Origin of the sequence: Pseudomonas sp. RSB 5.4 (assembly GCF_037126175.1) — a bacterium.
Classification (GTDB): domain Bacteria; phylum Pseudomonadota; class Gammaproteobacteria; order Pseudomonadales; family Pseudomonadaceae; genus Aquipseudomonas; species Aquipseudomonas fluorescens_H.
Genome location: NZ_CP146986.1, coordinates 640,959 through 657,237 on the forward strand (window position 1 = coordinate 640,959; position 16,279 = coordinate 657,237).

The following is a 16,279-nucleotide window of genomic DNA, read 5'->3' on the forward strand; positions in this document are numbered from 1 at the left end:
TCCGCTGGAGGCGGGTTGCGCAGGGAAGGGGCGTTCAATGATGGACGCGAGTTTCGCAGGCATCCTGAAGGAGTAGGAAGGGCGCAATGACAGGCAAACACTGGATGGTCATCGCCACGGCTACGCTGCTGTTGCTCGCTGACGACGCACAGGCGGCGGTGAGTGGGCAGATACATGCGCGGCTGATCCTGATTGCCGGGTGCGAAGTCACCAACGGATCCAGTCCTGGAACCCCGGTCGGCAATCTCGGCTCCCTCGATTTCGGGCTGCAGGGGCCGACTTGGACTGCGCCGATCAAGGCCAGTCTCGACGCTGACAGCAGCGGCAGACTCAATGTTGCCTGCAACCCATCGGTCACCGGTTTCACCGTCACCATCAACGGTGGTACCCACGGTGATGGCAATACCCGGCGCCTGAGCAATGGTCGCCAGACCATCCCTTATCAACTCTATCTGGATGCTTCCGGCAGCCAGAGCTACAGCATTGGCCAACAGCACAATTTCGCTGTCACCAGCGGTGCGCAGATACCCATTCCGGTATTTGGCTCGGTGGTGGCGAATACCCGCGCGGTTCCGGCAGGGGTCTATACCGACACCCTGACGGTGACGCTCGACTGGTAACCCCGTAGAGGACGGACACCATGCGCAAGTTTGCATCAAGGATAGGTTTGTCATTGCTCGGCCTGACGCTGGTTTCCAGTGCCAATGCCGCCACCACCGTTACTGGCCAGATCACTTCCAGCCTGATCCTGACCAGCAGTTGTCAGGTCAACGGAGCCGGGGGCACCACCGGGTTGAACTTCGGTGCGTTGAACTTCGGTACCGCCAACAGCCTGTTCACCACCGCCACCGGACAGGTGTTGGGCGGTGGCGGCGGAGCGCTGTCGATTCTGTGTTCCAGTGGTACCACACCTACTGTCACGGTAGGCGCGGGTGCCAATGACGGAAAATCGACGGGGGGCGCCAGGGCACTGTACGACGGCGTCGCCAATTACGTGCCGTACGACTTGTACACCGACTCCGGGTTCTCGACGCTGCTGCCTGTCAACGGCACGATCAATCTGGCTCCCAGCACCGGTACGGCGCAGACGGTGAATATCTACGGTCAGGCCAAAGGCAAGGCTGGTTTGCCGGCCGGAACCTACATCGACACCATCGCCGTGCAACTGACGTTCTGATGCCATGCGCCGTCAGCTCTGCGCCGCGCTGCTCCTGCTCTGTGCGGGCAGTGTGCCGCTGCCGCTGGGGGCGGCGACCAGCCAGAGCTTTCAGGTCAGCGCCACCATCACGCCGGGGTGCCTGGTGGTCGGCGGGGTGTCGAATTACGGCGGGCTGAATTTCGGTTCGCACTCGGCCCTGGCCACTGGCACGGTGCAAGTCGCACTGACCGGGGGCGTGCAGCTGCAATGCACGCCCGGAGTGACATTGAACATGAGCGTCGATGGCGGCCAGTACAACAGCAGCGGCCGCCATATGCAGATCAACAGCGGCAGTGCGCGGGTGGCTTACGCGCTGTTTCGTGATGCGGCTTACAGCCAGAGCCTGGGCATCGGTCAGAGCGTGGCGGTGGCCTATAGCGATGCGAACAACATCAGCCTGCCGATTTACGGTCAGGTGCAATTGCCGGGCAATCAGCCTGGGGGGACGTATAGCGACGTGTTGCAGGTGCAACTGTCGTGGTGAGACGACGTTTGGATGGCCGACAAGGAGCAGGTTCATGGGGGCAGTTACGTCACAGCATTGGGTTGTACGGTGCGCGATGCTGGCACTGGTCATGCTCGGGGGTGGCAGTGCGCAGGCCGCCAGTTCGGTGTTGATCTGGCCGATCGATCCGGTGCTGGAAGCCGATCAACAGGCCAGTGCGTTGTGGCTGGAAAACCGTGGCACGGAAACCGCCAACCTGCAGATCCGTGTGTTCGGCTGGAGCCAGAGCGGCTTTGAGGAGCAATACCAGAACCAGCGCGACGTGATCGGCAGCCCACCGGTGGCGAAGATCGAACCGGGGCAGAAACAACTGGTGCGTCTGACCCGAACCAAGGATGTGCCACCGGGGCAGGAACTGGCCTACCGGATCATCATCGACGAAATCCCTTCCGCTCAGCCGCCGGCTGCCGAGGGCGGCAAAACTGCGGCGGCGATCCGCTTCCAGATGCGCTATTCGGTGCCGTTGTTTGCTTACGGCGCGGGGCTGTGGAGCAAGGAGGACAGCACCCGCCCGCGTGATCCCAAAGGTATCGGTGTGCCGCAGCTGAGCTGGCGCACGGTGGCGGTGGACGGTCGGCCGTACGTCGAGGTGCGTAACCAGGGCGCGGTACACGCACGGCTGACCGACGTGGCGATCAAGCAGGGTGGGCAAAGCAAGCCATTGGCCGAGGGGCTGCTGGGGTATGTGCTGCCGGGCGCGGTGATGCGCTGGCCGGCACCGGGGCCGTTGGCGAGCGAGTCGGCGTTGCAGGTGCGGGTCAATGGCGGGGCGCAGGTGCAGAGCATTGCGCCGGGACGCTGAACAAGGAGCCAATGCCGAGGACTTTTGTGGCGAGGGAGCTTGCTCCCGCTGGGTTGCGAAGCAGCCCCAAGTCAGGCGCGCGCGCAGTGTCAGGTAGTCCGCATAAACACTTCTGACGACGGCTGCGCCGCCGAGCGGGAGCAAGCTCCCTCGCCACAATGAATTGCATCGTGTCGTCAATAAACCAGAGAAAGATAACTGGCTCAGGCAAGCGTGGCATCAGGAGGATCAAGTCCATTGACGGACGTAAAGCGTGTATGAGCCCGGGATGGGCTCGTCGTATTCAGCGTCCGTTGTGGCTCATCGGCGGCGCCTGTTGCCTGATGTTCGTTCAACCATCCGGGGCCGGTGAATTGCCGCCGCCTCCCAGCGGCATGGAGGCCGTGAGTGATGCACAGCTGTTTCTGGAATTGGTGGTCAATCAGATGAATACCGGGCGGGTGGTGGCGGTGCAGCAGCGCGATGGGCGCCTGTTTCTGCCGACCAGTGCGCTGCAGGAAACCGGCATGAAGCTGCCGGACAATGTGGGGGCTGAAGTCGATCTCGACAGTCTGCCGGGCTTGCACAGTGATTACGACAGCGTCGGCCAGCGCCTGCTGCTCGATGTGCCGCCGCAGTGGCTGCCAGAGCAATTGATCGGCAATCGGCAGAACTACCCGCGCACCCCGGCGCTGAGCAGTTTTGGCGCGCTGCTCAACTATGACCTGTACCTCAATGACACCGACGATGGCGGCACCTATCTGGCGGCGTGGAACGAGGTACGGCTGTTCGACAGCTGGGGCACCTTGTCCAACACCGGGCAATACCGACGCACCTTGTCCGGCGATGCCGCCAGCACGCTGAACAACGGGTATCTGCGCTATGACAGCACCTGGCGCTATTCCGATGACGAACGCATGCTCACCTACGAGGCAGGTGACGTGATCAGCGGCGCCTTGCCGTGGAGCAATTCGGTGCGTCTGGGTGGTGTGCAGTTTTCCCGGGATTTTGCCGTGCGCCCGGACCTGGTGACCTATCCGCTGCCGCAATTTGCCGGTGAAGCGGCGGTGCCATCCTCCGTGGACCTTTTCATCAACGGCTACAAGTCCAGCAGCACCGATCTGCAACCGGGGCCGTACACGTTGACCAACATTCCGTTCATCAACGGTGCCGGCGAAGCCGTGGTGGTGACCACTGACGCGCTGGGTCGGCAGGTCTCGACCACGGTGCCGTTCTACGTCACCAGCAGCCTGCTGCAAAAAGGCCTGAGCGATTTCTCGGTGGCCGCCGGTACCTTGCGCCGCGACTACGGCTTGAAAGATTTCAGCTACGGCACCGGGGTATCTTCCGGCAGCCTGCGTTACGGCGTCAGTGACAGCTTCACCCTGGAAAGCCACGCCGAAGCGGCTGACTCGCTGACCCTCGGCGGGATTGGCGGCAACTTGCGCCTGGGCAATTTCGGTGTACTCAACAGCGCGGTCAGCCAAAGCCGCTTCGACGGCGACGGCGGCCAGCAATTGAGCCTCGGTTATCAGTACAGCAGCCAACGCTACAGCTTTTCCTATCAACGCCTGCAACGTCGCGACCAATACGCCGACCTGAGCGTGATCGACAGCCCTTACATCAGCCTCAGTCGGCGCAGCGAGCAGGCGACCCTGAGTGTCAGTCTCGACCGCTGGGGAAGCCTCGGCGCCGGTTATTTCGATGTGCGCGCGGCGGACGATTCGCGCACGCGTCTGCTCAACCTGAGTTGGAGCAAACCGCTGTGGCGCAACAGCAGCGTCTATCTGTCGGCCAACCGCGAGATGGGCGACAGCAACTGGGCGGTGCAGGCGCAACTGGTGATCCCGTTCGATCTGCGCGGCAGCCTGGCGATCAGCAGTGAACGCAGCAAGACCGGGCAGAGTCAGCAGCGGGTCAATTACAGCCGCTCGGTGCCGACTGAGGGCGGAGTCGGCTTCAATCTGGGTTACGCCAAGGGTGACGGCGCGGATTATCGTCAGGCCGACGTGACCTGGCGTCTGCAATCGGTGCAATTGCAGGCCGGTGTCTATGGCACTTCGGAGGCTGAAACCCGCTGGGCCGACGCCAGTGGCTCGCTGGTGTGGATGGACCGGCAAGTGTTCGCCGCCAATCGCATCGATGACGCGTTTGTAGTGGTCAGCACCGACGGTTTCGCCGATATTCCGGTGCGCTACGAAAACCAGCAGGTCGGTCAGACCGATAAAAACGGTCACTTGCTGGTGCCGTGGAGTAGCGCCTACTACCGTGGCAAATACGAAATCGATCCGCTGAATTTGCCCGCCAACGTGCGCAGCCCCAATGTCGAACAGCGCATTGCCGTTCGCCGTGGCAGCGGCTATCTGCTGGAGTTTCCACTGACGCGGGTGGTTGCCGCGAGCATCGTGCTGGTGGATGCGCAGCAACGCGAACTGCCTTTGGGGGCGGGGGTGCTGCACGAACAGAGCGGTACGCGCACGGTGGTGGGCTGGGATGGTCTGGTCTATCTGGAAAACCTGCAGGCACAGAATTCGTTGCAGGTGACACTGGCCGACGGCAAGACCTGCAAGGCCCGATTCGACGTGGATACGCAGCAAAGCCAAGTGCCGCTGATCGGCCCGCTGGTGTGCCAATGATCGGTGCCCGAGTCTGCCTTTGTCTGGCGTTGCTGCTGCCGGGGGCGGCGCAGGCCCTGTGCTCGGTGGTCAGCACCACGCCGGCAGCGTTCGGTTCGATCAGCTCGATTGCCGTGCGCACCACGACGCAGCCCAGTTCCACGCTCAACGCCGGGTTGAGTTGTACCGGTTCGCTGCTGTCATTGCTGACCAGCAACGATCATTTCTACGCCACCATCACTTCGACCCAGAGCGGCTTGCTCGGGCCGACCGGCGACGTCATCGGCTACACGATCTACGCCAACAACAGCACCAGCTATCCGGTGACTCGCGGCACCGCCTATGACTTCGCGCGCAACGGCATCATTGACGCCTTGGGACTGCTCAATGGCACGACCCCAAAAACCGTGCCGCTGTATCTGGGCACGACCATTGGCAGCAACGTCGCCGCCGGGGTCTATACGGAAACCCTGAGCATTTTCTGGAGCTGGAATTACTGCTCCGGGATCGGTATCGGCAGTGTTTGTCTGGGGCGCGACATCAATAGCGGTACCGCGACGTTGACCGTGAACCTGACCGTGTCCAACGACTGCACGATTACCGCGCCGAACATTGCCTTCGGCAGCGCACCGGTGATCAGCGCCTTTACCCCGGTGACCGGGCAGACGATCAATCTGGCCTGTACCAAGGGCAGTGCCTACACGGTCGGTTTGAGCGACGGGCAGAATCCGGTCAGTGTCGGCGGGCGACGACGGATGATTTCCGGGAGTAATTATCTGGCCTACGACATCTTCAAAAGCGCCGGCAACACTCGTTGGGGCAGTGTCGGCAGTGCGCGCCGGTCGAGCACCGATGCCGAGGTCAATCCCGGCAATGGCTTGGGCACCGGCAGCCAGATCTTCAACTACAACGCTAAAATCTACACCGACCAGACCACGCCGCCGGCGGGGACGTATCTGGATAATGTGGTGCTCGATGTCGGCTTCTGAATCAGGCGATGACCCCCTTGTGGGAGCGGGCTTGCTCGCGAAAGCGGTGTGTCATTCAACAATGTTGTCGACTGATCTGCCGCTTTCGCGAGCAAGCCCGCTCCCACAGGGGTATACAGCAGAATCAGAAAGGTTGTGATTGCTTGAGCACCTGCGCCGCCGGCGAGTCCGTCGGGCTGACCAGCGCATAGTTGTATCCGCCACCGGACCAGTAATCGGCCTGCAGATCGCCGTCGCTGCGGCTGCCGCGTGGCAGGAAGGTGTTTTCAGGTCCCGGTGGTCGCACGTAGAAACTGATCTTGTGGCCGCTGCGATCCTCATACACCACCATCGCCGCCGGGCCTTCATCGGTGCTGAGCAGACGACCGCTGACCGGCTCAAAGCCGGCGGATTTCAGATCCGGCAAGCGACTGGCCCGGGTGAAATAGCGGTCGAGCCAATGCTGCATGTCGCCCTCACTGGCAACCTTGTAGTCCGCCGGCAGAATTCCCTGTTGGGCAATCAATCGATAGGCCTGCAAGGCATCGGTCATCGGTAGCGTGGAAGAGCGTACGAGGGTCATTTCCCGCGCCTGCCAGCCACTGAAACCGCCGATGCCGATCGCGATCAGCAACACCGCCGCGCTGGCCAGATGACGTCGCGACTGACGCTTGAGACGCTCGCGGATCAGCGCCGGTTCAAGCGCCGGATTGGCCGGTTGCTGCAATGCACCACCGAGTGCCGCGCGCAGTAGCTGGGCGTCGTGCTGCCAGGCGCGAACCTGCGCCGCCTCTTCCGGATGATTGACCAGCCAGGCGTCGAGTACCCGCCGGTCGTCCTCGTTGAGTTGATGGTCGACGTAAGCGTGCAGGTCACGCTCACTGGGAGGCATGCTGATCATTTGAGTATCCGCAAAGAAGGGCTGCTGATTTCGCCGTCGCTGAGCTGGCGCAGGGCCTGGCGGGCGCGGGACAGGCGCGACATCACAGTGCCGGTGGGGACGTTAAGGATTTCGGCGACTTCCTTGTAGCTCAGGCCTTCGACCGAGACCATCAGCAACAAAGCGCGTTGCTCGGTGGGCAGACGATCGAAGGCTCGCAAGGTGGATTGGGCGATGACTGTGCGTTCGGTCGAGGGCTCGGCGTCGTCGCGACCAGTAAAGAATTCGAGCATTCGCGCATAACGGCGTGAGCGCCGATGGGCGTCGAGAAACTGCCGATAGAGGATCGCGAACAGCCATGCGCGCACATCACCCTCGGCGCGTTTTGCGCCCCAGCCGGACAGGGCCCGCTCGAGGCTGGCCTGTACCAGATCGTCGGCGCTGCTGCTGTTGCGGGTCAGTGACACGGCAAAGCGGCGCAATCTGGGAATGATTTCTCTCAAATGTTCGTCGAATTCGCTCATGAATTTCTGCTAGTCACTACGCTGTGGACTAGGGAGACGTCTGCCGTTCGAGGTTATTCCACGTTCGGAAAAATAAATACCGGGCCATGGAATAAATCCCGATGGGGTGCGTCTTGCTGATTCTTCCTACTTGTGGCCGATGGCCCTGGAGTTATTCATGGTTGATCGCACTTCACCGCCGGGCAGGCCGCCGCGCCCGCCCTTGAGTGCCGCGAGCACAGTGTTGCGCCTGACGGCGATTGCCGTGGTCGTTGCCGCTGTCGCCGGGGCGTTTGCCTACGTGCACGGTAATCTTGACCCACAACGTCTGACGCCCAAGGCGCTGGTCGATGTACTGGAAAAAAATAACGGCGTGCATCCCGGGTTTCGGCGCAACCACGCCAAGGGCGTGTGCGTGATCGGGCATTTCGAGAGCAGTGGCGAGGCGCGGGCGTTTTCTGCCGCGCAGGTGTTCAGCGAGGCGCAGACCCCGGTAGTCGGGCGCTTCGCCTTGCCGGCGGGGAATCCCTACGCCCCGGACACCAGTGTGCCGATCCGCAGTCTGGCGCTGCGTTTCACTCAAGCCAATGGTCAGCAATGGCGCACCGGGATGAACAGCATGCCGGTGTTCCCGGTCGGCACTCCCGAGGCGTTCTACCAACTGCAGCAGGCACAGTCGCCGGATCCGGCCACAGGTAAACCGGATCCATCGAAAGTGCCGGCATTCTTCGCCGCCCACCCGGAAGCCGTGCCGTTTCTGACCTGGGTGAAGACCGCCAAACCGTCGGCCAGCTATGCCACTGAAACCTACAACAGCGTCAATGCGTTCTATCTGGTCAACGCCAGTGGGCAGAAGCAGGCGGTGCGTTGGAGTGTCACGCCACTGGCGCGTGATGCCGCCGGAGCCTCGGCGCCGGAAGGTGCGGATTTTCTCGAGAAGGATCTGGTGCAGCGTCTGGCCGAAGGGCCGCTGCGCTGGCAGCTGAATATCACCCTGGCCAACCCCGGTGATCCGGTGAATGACGCCAGCAAAACCTGGCCCGAGGGCCGCAAGGTGATCAACGCCGGCACGCTGGTGCTGGAGAAAACTCAGCCGCAGCTCAGCGGCGAATGCCGCGACATCAACTACGATCCGCTGGTGCTGCCGGCTGGTATCGAAGGCTCCGACGACCCGCTGCTCGCCGCGCGTTCCGCCGGTTATGCCGATTCCTATCTGCGGCGTACCAGTGAAGTCAGCCAATTGCCCGCCGCCCGTCAGGAGGCTCGCCCATGAGCACGCAACCGACTCATTTCGCGCTGTTGGCGCGGCTGCTGCACTGGCTGATGGCGCTGATGATCATCGCCATGTTGTTCATTGGCGCCGGCATGGTCACTTCGGTTTCACAGCGGCATGAATGGCTGATTCATCTGCATAAACCTCTTGGTATCGCGATTTTGCTGCTGGTGGTCGTGCGCCTGTTGGTACGGTTTTCTACCCGACAGCCGCCGCTGCCGGCCGATCTGCCGGGCTGGCAGGTGATGGCGGCCAAGGCTTCGCATGTGTTGTTGTACGCGTTGATGCTGGTGCTGCCGGTGCTCGGTTGGGCGATGATCAGTGCGTCGGGTGAGCCGGTGATGCTGAGCAATACCCTGCAATTGCCGTCGATCCTGCCGGCCGATGCGCAAGTGTTTGCCCTGCTGCGCAAGGCGCATGGCTATCTGGCGTACCTGTTGTTCCTGACGGTGCTGTTGCACCTGGCGGCGGCGCTGTTCCACGGTTGGGTGCGCCGCGACGAGGTGCTCGACAGCATGTTGCGCGGTCGCGATCGCGATTAACCCGCTTGTGTGGCGCACCGCTGGGGGGCGCCACTTTTCAGGGTCAACCACCAATAACCCAGCGCCACTGCATTGATAGCGGCGCCAAGCAGACACACGCCGGTCCAGCCAGCCCAGGCGTACATCGCCGTCGAGGTAATCGAGCCCAATGCGCTGCCGATCGAATAGAACAGCATGTAGCCGGCGGTGAGGCGGCTTTGCGCTTCGGGACGCACACTGTAGATCATGCTCTGGCTGGTGACATGCACGGCCTGCAAGCCCAGATCGAGGGTGATCACCCCCAGCAACAGCGCCCACAACGAGGACTGGGTGAGGGCGATCGGCAGCCACGAAGCGAGCATCAGCAGCAGCGACAGACCACTGACCCATTGGCCGAGGCCGCGATCAGCCAGATGTCCGGCACGCGCGGCGGCGAGTGCACCGGCGGCGCCGGCCAAGCCGAACAGGCCGATTTCACTGTGCGACAACGACAGCGGCGGAGCGGCCAGCGGCAGTACCATCGGCGTCCACAGGACCATGGCGCTGGCGAAGGTCAGCAACGCGAGAATTGCCCGTTGGCGCAGCACCGGCTCTTGCCGGAACAGACTGAACACCGAAGCGATCAGCGCGCCGTAACGGCTCGCGGGCTGCGCGGCTTCATCCTTGGGCAATACGCGCAACAGCAGCAGCGCCATGAGCAGCGTCAGACCCGCAGACAGCAGATAGATCGCGCGCCAACCCGCCAGATCAGCCATGGCCCCGGCAATCGTGCGAGCAAGCAGAATGCCGACGACGATGCCACTGGTGACCACGCCGACCACGCGACCGCGCTGCGCCGGGATCGCCAGTGTCGCGGCGTACGCCACCAGCACTTGCGTCACCACCGCGAGCAAGCCGGTCAGGGTCATGCCGAGCAACAACCACACGCTGCTGGGCGCCAGCGCGATCATCAACAGCGCGGCGGCCGAGAGCAGGGTCTGGGTGACGATCAGTCGGCGTCGGTTGAGCAGGTCGCCGAGTGGCACCAGTAACACTAGACCGATGCCATAGCCGATCTGCGTCAAAGTGATGACGATGCCGATGGTGGCTGGCGACATGGCGAAGGCCTCGGCCATGGCGTCCAGCAGCGGCTGCGCGTAATACACGTTGCCCACGGCCAGTCCACAGGCGATGGCGAACAGCAGCACCACGCTGCTTTTGAGGGGTTGAGATTGCATGCCCTTATTCCTTTTTGGGTTTCAAATTAAAACCAGAATCACGTTAAGCATTCTGGTTTTAATTTGCAACCTTGTTGGTCGTGGCGTTTGATTGCGCAAAAAAAAGATCGCAGACAAAGCTGCGATCTTTGGGTGGAGCGGGGGAGGGATCAGCGCAGGGTGTCGACCATATCGGCGATGGTGGTCAGCACATCCTTGCCCAACTGTTTCGAGCGCTTGCCGGACCAGCCCGTTTCTTTGTTCGGATGGTCATCGTGATCCTTGAAAGGCATTTCCAGGGTCAGCGACAGGCAGTCGTATTTCTGGCCTACAGCGTTGCAGGCCAGGGTCATGTTGGCTTGGCCCGGTTCGTCGCGGGTGTAGCCGTACTTGGTCTGGAAGTCTTTGGTGGTGTGTTTGAGGTGGGTGCGGAAATGCTCTTCGAGCTTCTCGATGCGCGGCGTGTAACCCGGGTTGCCTTCACAACCGGCGGTGAACACGTGGGGGATTTCCTCATCACCGTGTACGTCGAGGAACAGATCGACGCCGTACTTTTCCATTTGCTGCTGTACGAAAAGTACTTCGGGGCTGACCTCCTGACTGGCGCTCTGCCAGGCACGGTTCAAGTCCTGGCCAATGGCGTTGGTGCGCAGGTGACCGTGGAAGGCGCCGTCCGGGTTCATGTTCGGCACCAGATACAGGTCGGCACTGGCGAGCAGCGTGTTCAGCACGGGATCGTCGTGGCGTTCCAGGCGCTCGATCACGCCTTCCATGAACCATTCGGCCATGTGCTCGCCCGGGTGCTGTTGCGCGATGATCCAGACTTTGCGCTGACCTTCGGCACCGCTGCCCTTGCGTAGCAGTTGAATGTCACGACCCTCGACGCTCTTGCCGGTGGCCAGCAGTTCGGTGCCGGCCTTGGTCAGCGCCTGCTCGATCAGCCAGTCATGACGACCGCGGCTGTAGGGTTCGAAGTAGGCGAACCAGGCATGGGTTTGCTCGGCTTCGAGGCAAAAGCGCAGGCTGTCACCTTCAAAACTGGTGGGAATGCGGAACCAGTTGACGTGGTCGTAGGAAGCGACGGCCTGATAGCCGGTCCAGGCTTTGTTGTAAGAGGACTGGCTGGCGTTGACCAGGCGAAACCAGTGTTCCTGATGAACATGCAGGCCGCTGGCCTTGAAGTGGAACCACTGAAAATGCGCGCTGCGGGTATCGGGGCGAATGGCCAGAACCGGGTTGAGCGGATTGGAGATGTCGATGACTTGGATGTTGCCGCTGTCGAAATTGGCGCTGATGTCGAACGAAGATTTGGCCACGGTCATATCGATTCCTGAATATGATTTTTATGGCGGCTACTTTACACGCAAGACTGGAGGGAAACCGAGGGAAATTGCGGCTTGCGGTGGGGGGCGTCTTCCATGACGCGCAAGCAGCTTAGAGACTGTGCAATTGATTCTCAAGTGCTAATTGTCATTGGTTTGCCCCAATCCGGCCGGGCTGAGCTTGCCAAGCGATATTCTTTTGATATTATCCGCGCCATCGAATTTGCAGCATCCAAAGACTTCATTAGCCTGAAGCCATAAGCCCGAACAACGGGCAAAAAAAAGACCCGGCAAAAAGCCGGGTCAAAAACCGTGATTAGCCTGATGAGGAGATAGTTCAGAGACCGACCTAAGGTCTCTGTTCCATCGACTGATCTCGCGACCAGTTGCTTGCAATAATAATCATTATCATTTGCAAGTCAAACGTTTTTATCTGCGCGATTGGAAAATTCTTTCCTGTCCGTTCGTTTCTCGTGTTCTTCAGAGCTGCTCGCCATCAATTGAATGATCGACCATCGCTCGCGCCATATCCACCATATGCACCACCGAAAATGCCAGGTCACGGCTTGCGCCTTGCAGGTTTTCGGCTGCCTTGAAGGCGGTGGCGGCTGCGCAGCGCAGCAGATCCGAGGCGTGCACCAGAGCCTCTTCGCCACTGAGGTGGCGTTTCACATCGAAAAAACGCTCGTCGACTTCGGGTTCTGACACAGCTGGTTTCAAGTAATAGTCCAGTGCTCGCTGCGCTGCTGCGTTGCCCTGAGGGGAGGTGAACGTGGTGTCCATTTGCAGGTCGGGCAAGTCTTTACTGCTGATATTCATGGTGAAGGGTCACTCCTTGTTCGATTGAAAGTCCGTGCTTTCAGCATAGTACGATGCGTAGTTGTGACCAGAATTTAAATACTACAATATGTGTTTTGCCGGCCGAAGGCGGGCCGAGTAAGGTGCCGCACATGGATAAATGGATTGAGTTGGTCAAGGCCAAGATGAGTGAACTCAAAATCACTCAAACAGAGCTCGGAGAGCGCGTCGGCATGTCCCAGGGCGGGATCGGCCATTGGCTGAACAAACGTCGCGAGCCGGGCATCACGGAAATGAACCGCGTGTTGCAGGCGCTGGGCATGGACTTCCTGGAAGTGGTGCTGGTGATTCGCGAACCGCAGGAAGTCGACGATGACGAGATGCCACTGGCGCAGAAGTACAACCCGTATTTCCGCTATCCGGTCAGTGACTGGCACACCCCGTGCGAAGTGCGTGAGGGTGCATCCACGACTTACGCCGCGACGCCTGACAAGCAGCGTTTCGAACTGACGGATTATCACGCCCGTGGCGCGGCGTTCTGGCTGACGGTGACGGGAAATTCGATGACCGCACCTTCGGGCCAGAGCATCGCCGAAGGCATGTTGATCCTGGTCGATCCGGAAGTGGAAGCGGTGCCCGGCAAACTGGTGATTGCCCAGTGGCAAGGCTGCGATGAAGCGATCTTTCGCAAGCTCGACGAAGAGGGCGGCCAGCGTTACCTGGTACCGCTCAATCCGACCTGGCCCAAGGCTCTGTTGACCGACGAGTGTCGAATCATCGGCGTGGTGGTTCAGGCTACGGCGCGTTTCTAGTCAGATCGATCCTCGTTTTGCGCAGGATCGATCTCCCATTTACACGGCTTCCAGTTCAACCAAAGCGCTGCCTTCGCCGACCATTTCACCTTCCTGGCAATACAGCGCTTTGATCACTCCCGCATGGGGCGCGCGGATGCTGTGCTCCATCTTCATCGCTTCCAGCACCACCAGTTGCGCACCGGCTTCGACCGACTGCCCGGCCTCCACCAACACCCGCACGATGCTGCCGTTCATTGGCGCGGTCAGACCGCCCTGATGGCTGTGGCTGGCGTCGACGGCGCTGATCGGGTCATATGCCTGAATGCGCCGCAACTCGCCGTCCCATTGCAGGTACAGCGAATCGCCCTGACGAATTGCCCGCAGGACACGGCGTACGCCATCGTGCTCGACCACCAGTGCTTCACCGGACAGTGTGGCGTTGCCTGAGCTATTCAGTGTCAGTGCCCGATCCTGGCCCTCGCAGCTCAAATGCAAAGTGACTTCTGCCGGCAGACCGGCGCGCAAACCATTGTTCAACGCCCACGGCGACCCCGGATCATCCGCCCGAACAGTACCCGGCAAACTCTGCGCGAAAGCCTGCGCTGCCGTATTCCAGAACCCATCACTCAGTTCACCCGGAGCCGGCAGCAGCGTTTCCTGATAACGCGGAATAAACCCGGTATCCAACTCCGCAGCGGCAAATGCCGGATGCGCAATGATCCGCCGCAGGAAGTTGATGTTGGTCTTCAAACCGCCAATCGCGAACTCATCGAGCATGCTCAACAGGCGCAGCCGCGCCTGCTCGCGATCCTCGCCCCAGGCAATCAGCTTGCCGAGCATCGGGTCGTAGAATGGCGAAATCTCGTCACCTTCTTCAACCCCGCTATCAACCCGCCGCCCCGGCCCTGCAGCCGATTCGCGGTAAAGCTCCAGACGCCCGGTGGCGGGCAGGAAATCATTCGACGGATCCTCTGCATACAGCCGCACTTCAATCGCATGACCCTTGAGCGGCACCTGATCCTGGGTGATCGGCAACGCTTCACCACGCGCCACACGAATCTGCCACGCCACCAGATCGAGGCCAGTGATCGCTTCGGTGACCGGGTGCTCGACCTGCAGGCGCGTGTTCATCTCCATGAAGAAGAATTCGCCGCGCGCATCCAGGAGGAACTCCACGGTTCCCGCGCCGACATAACCGATCGCCTGCGCCGAACGCACAGCCGCTTCGCCCATGGCCCGGCGCAGTTCCGGGGTCAGGCCCGGGGCCGGGGCTTCTTCGACGACTTTCTGGTGCCGGCGCTGGATCGAGCAATCACGCTCGTTGAGGTACAGGCAGTTGCCGTGCTGGTCAGCGAACACCTGGATTTCCACATGGCGCGGTTTGAGCAGGTATTTCTCCACCAGCATCCGCGAATCGCCGAACGACGACTGCGCTTCACGTTGTGCCGAGGCCAGAGCTTCGGCCAGTTGGCTGACGTCCTCGACGACTTTCATGCCTTTACCGCCGCCACCGGCCGTGGCCTTGAGCAGCACCGGATAACCAATGCGTGCGCAGGCCTCGCGGAAGGTTTCGAGATCCTGCGCCTCGCCGTGATAGCCCGGAACCAGCGGTACACCGGCGGTTTCCATCAGCGCCTTGGCTGCGGACTTGCTGCCCATCGCGTCGATGGCCGAGGCGGGCGGACCGAGGAAAATCAGTCCGGCCTGTTCAATGGCACGGGCGAAGCCGGCGTTCTCCGACAGAAAGCCGTAACCCGGGTGAATCGCCTGCGCGCCGCTGGCCTTGGCCGCCGCGATCAGCTTGTCGATTTGCAGATAGCTGTCGGCGGCTTTGCTGCCGCCGAGATCAACGCGGATATCCGCTTCGCGGCTATGCCGCGCTTCGCGGTCGGTGGCGCTGTGCACGGCGACGGTGGTCAGGCCCAGCGCCTTGGCGGTACGCATGACCCGGCAAGCGATCTCGCCGCGGTTGGCCACCAGCAGGGTGGTGAGAACAGGTGCGCTCATCAACGCGGCTCCTTGGTGGTGGTTGCGGCTTGCCAGCTCGGCGCACGTTTTTGCAGAAAGGCGCGCAGGCCTTCCTGGCCTTCGGGGCTGACGCGGATGCGCGCGATGGCGTTTTCGGTGTAACGGCGCAGGGCCGGGGTCAGCGCGCCGTTGCCCACTTCGCGCAGCAGATCTTTACTGGCGCGCATCGCGGCGGGGCTGTTGAGCAGCAGGTTGTCGATCCATTGTTCGACGGCTTGATCAAGCTCGGCGGCCGGGTAGCTTTCGGACAACAAACCGATTTCCCGCGCCCGCTGCCCACCGAAGCGCTCGGCAGTCAGCGCATAACGACGCGCCGCACGTTCGCCGATGGCCTGCACCACGAACGGACTGATCACCGCCGGCGCCAGACCAATGCGCACTTCCGACAGACAGAATTGCGCATCGTCGGCGCCGATCGCCATGTCGCAGCAACTGATCAGCCCCAGCGCACCGCCGAACGCCGCACCCTGCACCACGGCCAGGGTCGGGATTTTCAGCTTGGCGAGGTTGTACATCAGCTCCGCCAGTTCGCGAGCATCGTCCAGATTGGTGTGGTAATCGAGTTCAGCCGATTGCTGCATCCACGCCAGATCGGCGCCGGCGCTGAAGTGCCGGCCACGCCCGCGCAGCAGAAGGAAACGCAGGCTGGCGTCGCTGGCGACCTTGTCCAGTGCGAGGATCAGTTCGCGGATCATTTCGGCGTTGAACGCGTTGTTCTTTTCCGCACGATTGAGCCACAGGGTGGCGAAACCCCGTGGATCGTTGTGTAGTTCGAGGGTGTTGAAGTCGCTCATATTCTTCCGTCTCCACGGTTTCTGTGGGAGCGGGCTTGCTCGCGAAGACGGTCTGTCAGTTGCGGATACGTCGACTGATACACCGCTTTCGCGAGCAAGCCCG

General features: G+C 61.5%; 17 protein-coding genes and 1 pseudogene. 10 read left to right on the forward strand and 8 right to left on the reverse strand.

Annotation, left to right across the window (positions count from 1 at the left end):
• Positions 1-86 precede the first annotated feature (86 nt).
• From V9L13_RS02720 to V9L13_RS02745, 6 genes are all read left to right on the forward strand, one after another.
• A complete protein-coding gene (locus tag V9L13_RS02720) occupies positions 87-620 on the forward strand; it encodes a spore coat U domain-containing protein (protein WP_201138164.1) in 534 nt (177 codons plus the stop codon).
• A gap of 20 nt (positions 621-640) precedes the next feature.
• Positions 641-1,177, forward strand: coding sequence for a spore coat protein U domain-containing protein (locus tag V9L13_RS02725; protein WP_338801390.1), 537 nt, complete (start codon positions 641-643; stop codon positions 1,175-1,177).
• Between the two features lie 4 nt (positions 1,178-1,181).
• The gene (locus V9L13_RS02730) at positions 1,182-1,682 is read left to right on the forward strand and encodes a spore coat U domain-containing protein (protein WP_003223672.1); all 501 of its coding nucleotides are present in this window, start codon (positions 1,182-1,184) and stop codon (positions 1,680-1,682) included.
• 34 nt (positions 1,683-1,716) lie between these two features.
• Positions 1,717-2,505 carry a molecular chaperone gene (locus tag V9L13_RS02735; protein WP_338801392.1) on the forward strand — a complete coding sequence of 263 codons (789 nt, stop codon included), beginning with the start codon at positions 1,717-1,719 and terminating at the stop codon, positions 2,503-2,505.
• Positions 2,506-2,762: 257 nt separating this feature from the next.
• The gene (locus tag V9L13_RS02740; RefSeq protein WP_338801393.1) at positions 2,763-5,120 is read left to right on the forward strand and encodes a fimbria/pilus outer membrane usher protein; all 2,358 of its coding nucleotides are present in this window, start codon (positions 2,763-2,765) and stop codon (positions 5,118-5,120) included.
• A complete protein-coding gene (locus tag V9L13_RS02745) occupies positions 5,117-6,088 on the forward strand; it encodes a spore coat U domain-containing protein (protein ID WP_338801394.1) in 972 nt (323 codons plus the stop codon). Before V9L13_RS02740 ends, V9L13_RS02745 begins: the two co-directional genes overlap by 4 nt.
• Positions 6,089-6,105: 17 nt before the next feature.
• Here the strand turns inward: V9L13_RS02745 and V9L13_RS02750 are convergent.
• From V9L13_RS02750 to V9L13_RS02760, 3 genes and pseudogenes are all read right to left on the reverse strand, one after another.
• Positions 6,106-6,228, reverse strand: a pseudogene (locus V9L13_RS02750) (metal ABC transporter ATP-binding protein); the annotation flags it as partial.
• A complete protein-coding gene (locus V9L13_RS02755) occupies positions 6,213-6,968 on the reverse strand; it encodes an anti-sigma factor (protein ID WP_338801395.1) in 756 nt (251 codons plus the stop codon). The pseudogene V9L13_RS02750 and the gene V9L13_RS02755, both read right to left, overlap by 16 nt.
• Positions 6,965-7,471 (reverse strand): sigma-70 family RNA polymerase sigma factor, encoded by a 507-nt coding sequence (locus V9L13_RS02760; RefSeq protein WP_338801396.1) that lies wholly within the window; start codon positions 7,469-7,471, stop codon positions 6,965-6,967. The genes V9L13_RS02755 and V9L13_RS02760 overlap by 4 nt, the downstream gene beginning before the upstream one ends.
• 157 nt (positions 7,472-7,628) lie before the next feature.
• On the opposite strand from V9L13_RS02760, the gene V9L13_RS02765 reads away from it, so the two are divergent.
• Entirely contained in the window at positions 7,629-8,723 is a 1,095-nt protein-coding gene (locus tag V9L13_RS02765) for a catalase family peroxidase (protein WP_338801397.1), read from the forward strand.
• Positions 8,720-9,265: a cytochrome b gene (locus V9L13_RS02770; RefSeq protein ID WP_003223686.1), complete on the forward strand. Its 546-nt coding sequence runs from the start codon at positions 8,720-8,722 to the stop codon at positions 9,263-9,265. Before V9L13_RS02765 ends, V9L13_RS02770 begins: the two co-directional genes overlap by 4 nt.
• Here the strand turns inward: V9L13_RS02770 and V9L13_RS02775 are convergent.
• Complete coding sequence (locus V9L13_RS02775) at positions 9,262-10,461, reverse strand: MFS transporter (RefSeq protein WP_103520331.1); 1,200 nt, start codon at positions 10,459-10,461, stop codon at positions 9,262-9,264. The two genes, V9L13_RS02770 and V9L13_RS02775, sit on opposite strands and share 4 nt — an antisense overlap.
• Positions 10,462-10,610: 149 nt before the next feature.
• Entirely contained in the window at positions 10,611-11,762 is a 1,152-nt protein-coding gene (locus V9L13_RS02780) for a M14-type cytosolic carboxypeptidase (RefSeq protein WP_338801398.1), read from the reverse strand.
• 96 nt (positions 11,763-11,858) lie between these two features.
• Here V9L13_RS02780 and V9L13_RS02785 point away from each other — a divergent pair, with 96 nt between their 5' ends.
• On the forward strand, positions 11,859-12,023 hold the full coding sequence (locus V9L13_RS02785) for a hypothetical protein (protein WP_157160359.1): 165 nt from the start codon (positions 11,859-11,861) through the stop codon (positions 12,021-12,023).
• 219 nt (positions 12,024-12,242) lie between these two features.
• Here the strand turns inward: V9L13_RS02785 and V9L13_RS02790 are convergent, their stop codons facing one another.
• Positions 12,243-12,581: a DUF3077 domain-containing protein gene (locus V9L13_RS02790; protein WP_003223691.1), complete on the reverse strand. Its 339-nt coding sequence runs from the start codon at positions 12,579-12,581 to the stop codon at positions 12,243-12,245.
• Positions 12,582-12,712: 131 nt separating this feature from the next.
• Here V9L13_RS02790 and V9L13_RS02795 point away from each other — a divergent pair, with 131 nt between their 5' ends.
• A complete protein-coding gene (locus V9L13_RS02795) occupies positions 12,713-13,372 on the forward strand; it encodes a S24 family peptidase (protein WP_003223693.1) in 660 nt (219 codons plus the stop codon).
• A gap of 39 nt (positions 13,373-13,411) precedes the next feature.
• On the opposite strand, the gene V9L13_RS02800 is transcribed toward V9L13_RS02795, so the two are convergent.
• Both V9L13_RS02800 and V9L13_RS02805 read right to left on the reverse strand, forming a co-directional pair.
• Complete coding sequence (locus V9L13_RS02800; RefSeq protein ID WP_338801399.1) at positions 13,412-15,361, reverse strand: acetyl/propionyl/methylcrotonyl-CoA carboxylase subunit alpha; 1,950 nt, start codon at positions 15,359-15,361, stop codon at positions 13,412-13,414.
• Positions 15,361-16,176 (reverse strand): gamma-carboxygeranoyl-CoA hydratase, encoded by an 816-nt coding sequence (locus tag V9L13_RS02805; protein ID WP_003223699.1) that lies wholly within the window; start codon positions 16,174-16,176, stop codon positions 15,361-15,363. The genes V9L13_RS02800 and V9L13_RS02805 overlap by 1 nt, the downstream gene beginning before the upstream one ends.
• Between the last annotated feature and the right edge of the window lie 103 nt (positions 16,177-16,279).

Bases quoted from the DNA above. Each gene is read 5' to 3' on its own strand.
- V9L13_RS02765 (WP_338801397.1), top strand. From the start codon at position 7,629: ATGGTTGATCGCACTTCACCGCCGGGCAGGCCGCCGCGCCCGCCCTTG.
- V9L13_RS02805 (WP_003223699.1), bottom strand. From the start codon at position 16,176: ATGAGCGACTTCAACACCCTCGAACTACACAACGATCCACGGGGTTTC.
- V9L13_RS02755 (WP_338801395.1), bottom strand. From the start codon at position 6,968: ATGATCAGCATGCCTCCCAGTGAGCGTGACCTGCACGCTTACGTCGAC.
- V9L13_RS02720 (WP_201138164.1), top strand. From the start codon at position 87: ATGACAGGCAAACACTGGATGGTCATCGCCACGGCTACGCTGCTGTTG.
- V9L13_RS02800 (WP_338801399.1), bottom strand. From the start codon at position 15,361: ATGAGCGCACCTGTTCTCACCACCCTGCTGGTGGCCAACCGCGGCGAG.
- V9L13_RS02725 (WP_338801390.1), top strand. From the start codon at position 641: ATGCGCAAGTTTGCATCAAGGATAGGTTTGTCATTGCTCGGCCTGACG.
- V9L13_RS02775 (WP_103520331.1), bottom strand. From the start codon at position 10,461: ATGCAATCTCAACCCCTCAAAAGCAGCGTGGTGCTGCTGTTCGCCATC.
- V9L13_RS02785 (WP_157160359.1), top strand. From the start codon at position 11,859: ATGACGCGCAAGCAGCTTAGAGACTGTGCAATTGATTCTCAAGTGCTA.
- V9L13_RS02780 (WP_338801398.1), bottom strand. From the start codon at position 11,762: ATGACCGTGGCCAAATCTTCGTTCGACATCAGCGCCAATTTCGACAGC.
- V9L13_RS02760 (WP_338801396.1), bottom strand. From the start codon at position 7,471: ATGAGCGAATTCGACGAACATTTGAGAGAAATCATTCCCAGATTGCGC.
- V9L13_RS02795 (WP_003223693.1), top strand. From the start codon at position 12,713: ATGGATAAATGGATTGAGTTGGTCAAGGCCAAGATGAGTGAACTCAAA.
- V9L13_RS02790 (WP_003223691.1), bottom strand. From the start codon at position 12,581: ATGAATATCAGCAGTAAAGACTTGCCCGACCTGCAAATGGACACCACG.
- V9L13_RS02735 (WP_338801392.1), top strand. From the start codon at position 1,717: ATGGGGGCAGTTACGTCACAGCATTGGGTTGTACGGTGCGCGATGCTG.
- V9L13_RS02740 (WP_338801393.1), top strand. From the start codon at position 2,763: ATGAGCCCGGGATGGGCTCGTCGTATTCAGCGTCCGTTGTGGCTCATC.
- V9L13_RS02730 (WP_003223672.1), top strand. From the start codon at position 1,182: ATGCGCCGTCAGCTCTGCGCCGCGCTGCTCCTGCTCTGTGCGGGCAGT.
- V9L13_RS02745 (WP_338801394.1), top strand. From the start codon at position 5,117: ATGATCGGTGCCCGAGTCTGCCTTTGTCTGGCGTTGCTGCTGCCGGGG.
- V9L13_RS02770 (WP_003223686.1), top strand. From the start codon at position 8,720: ATGAGCACGCAACCGACTCATTTCGCGCTGTTGGCGCGGCTGCTGCAC.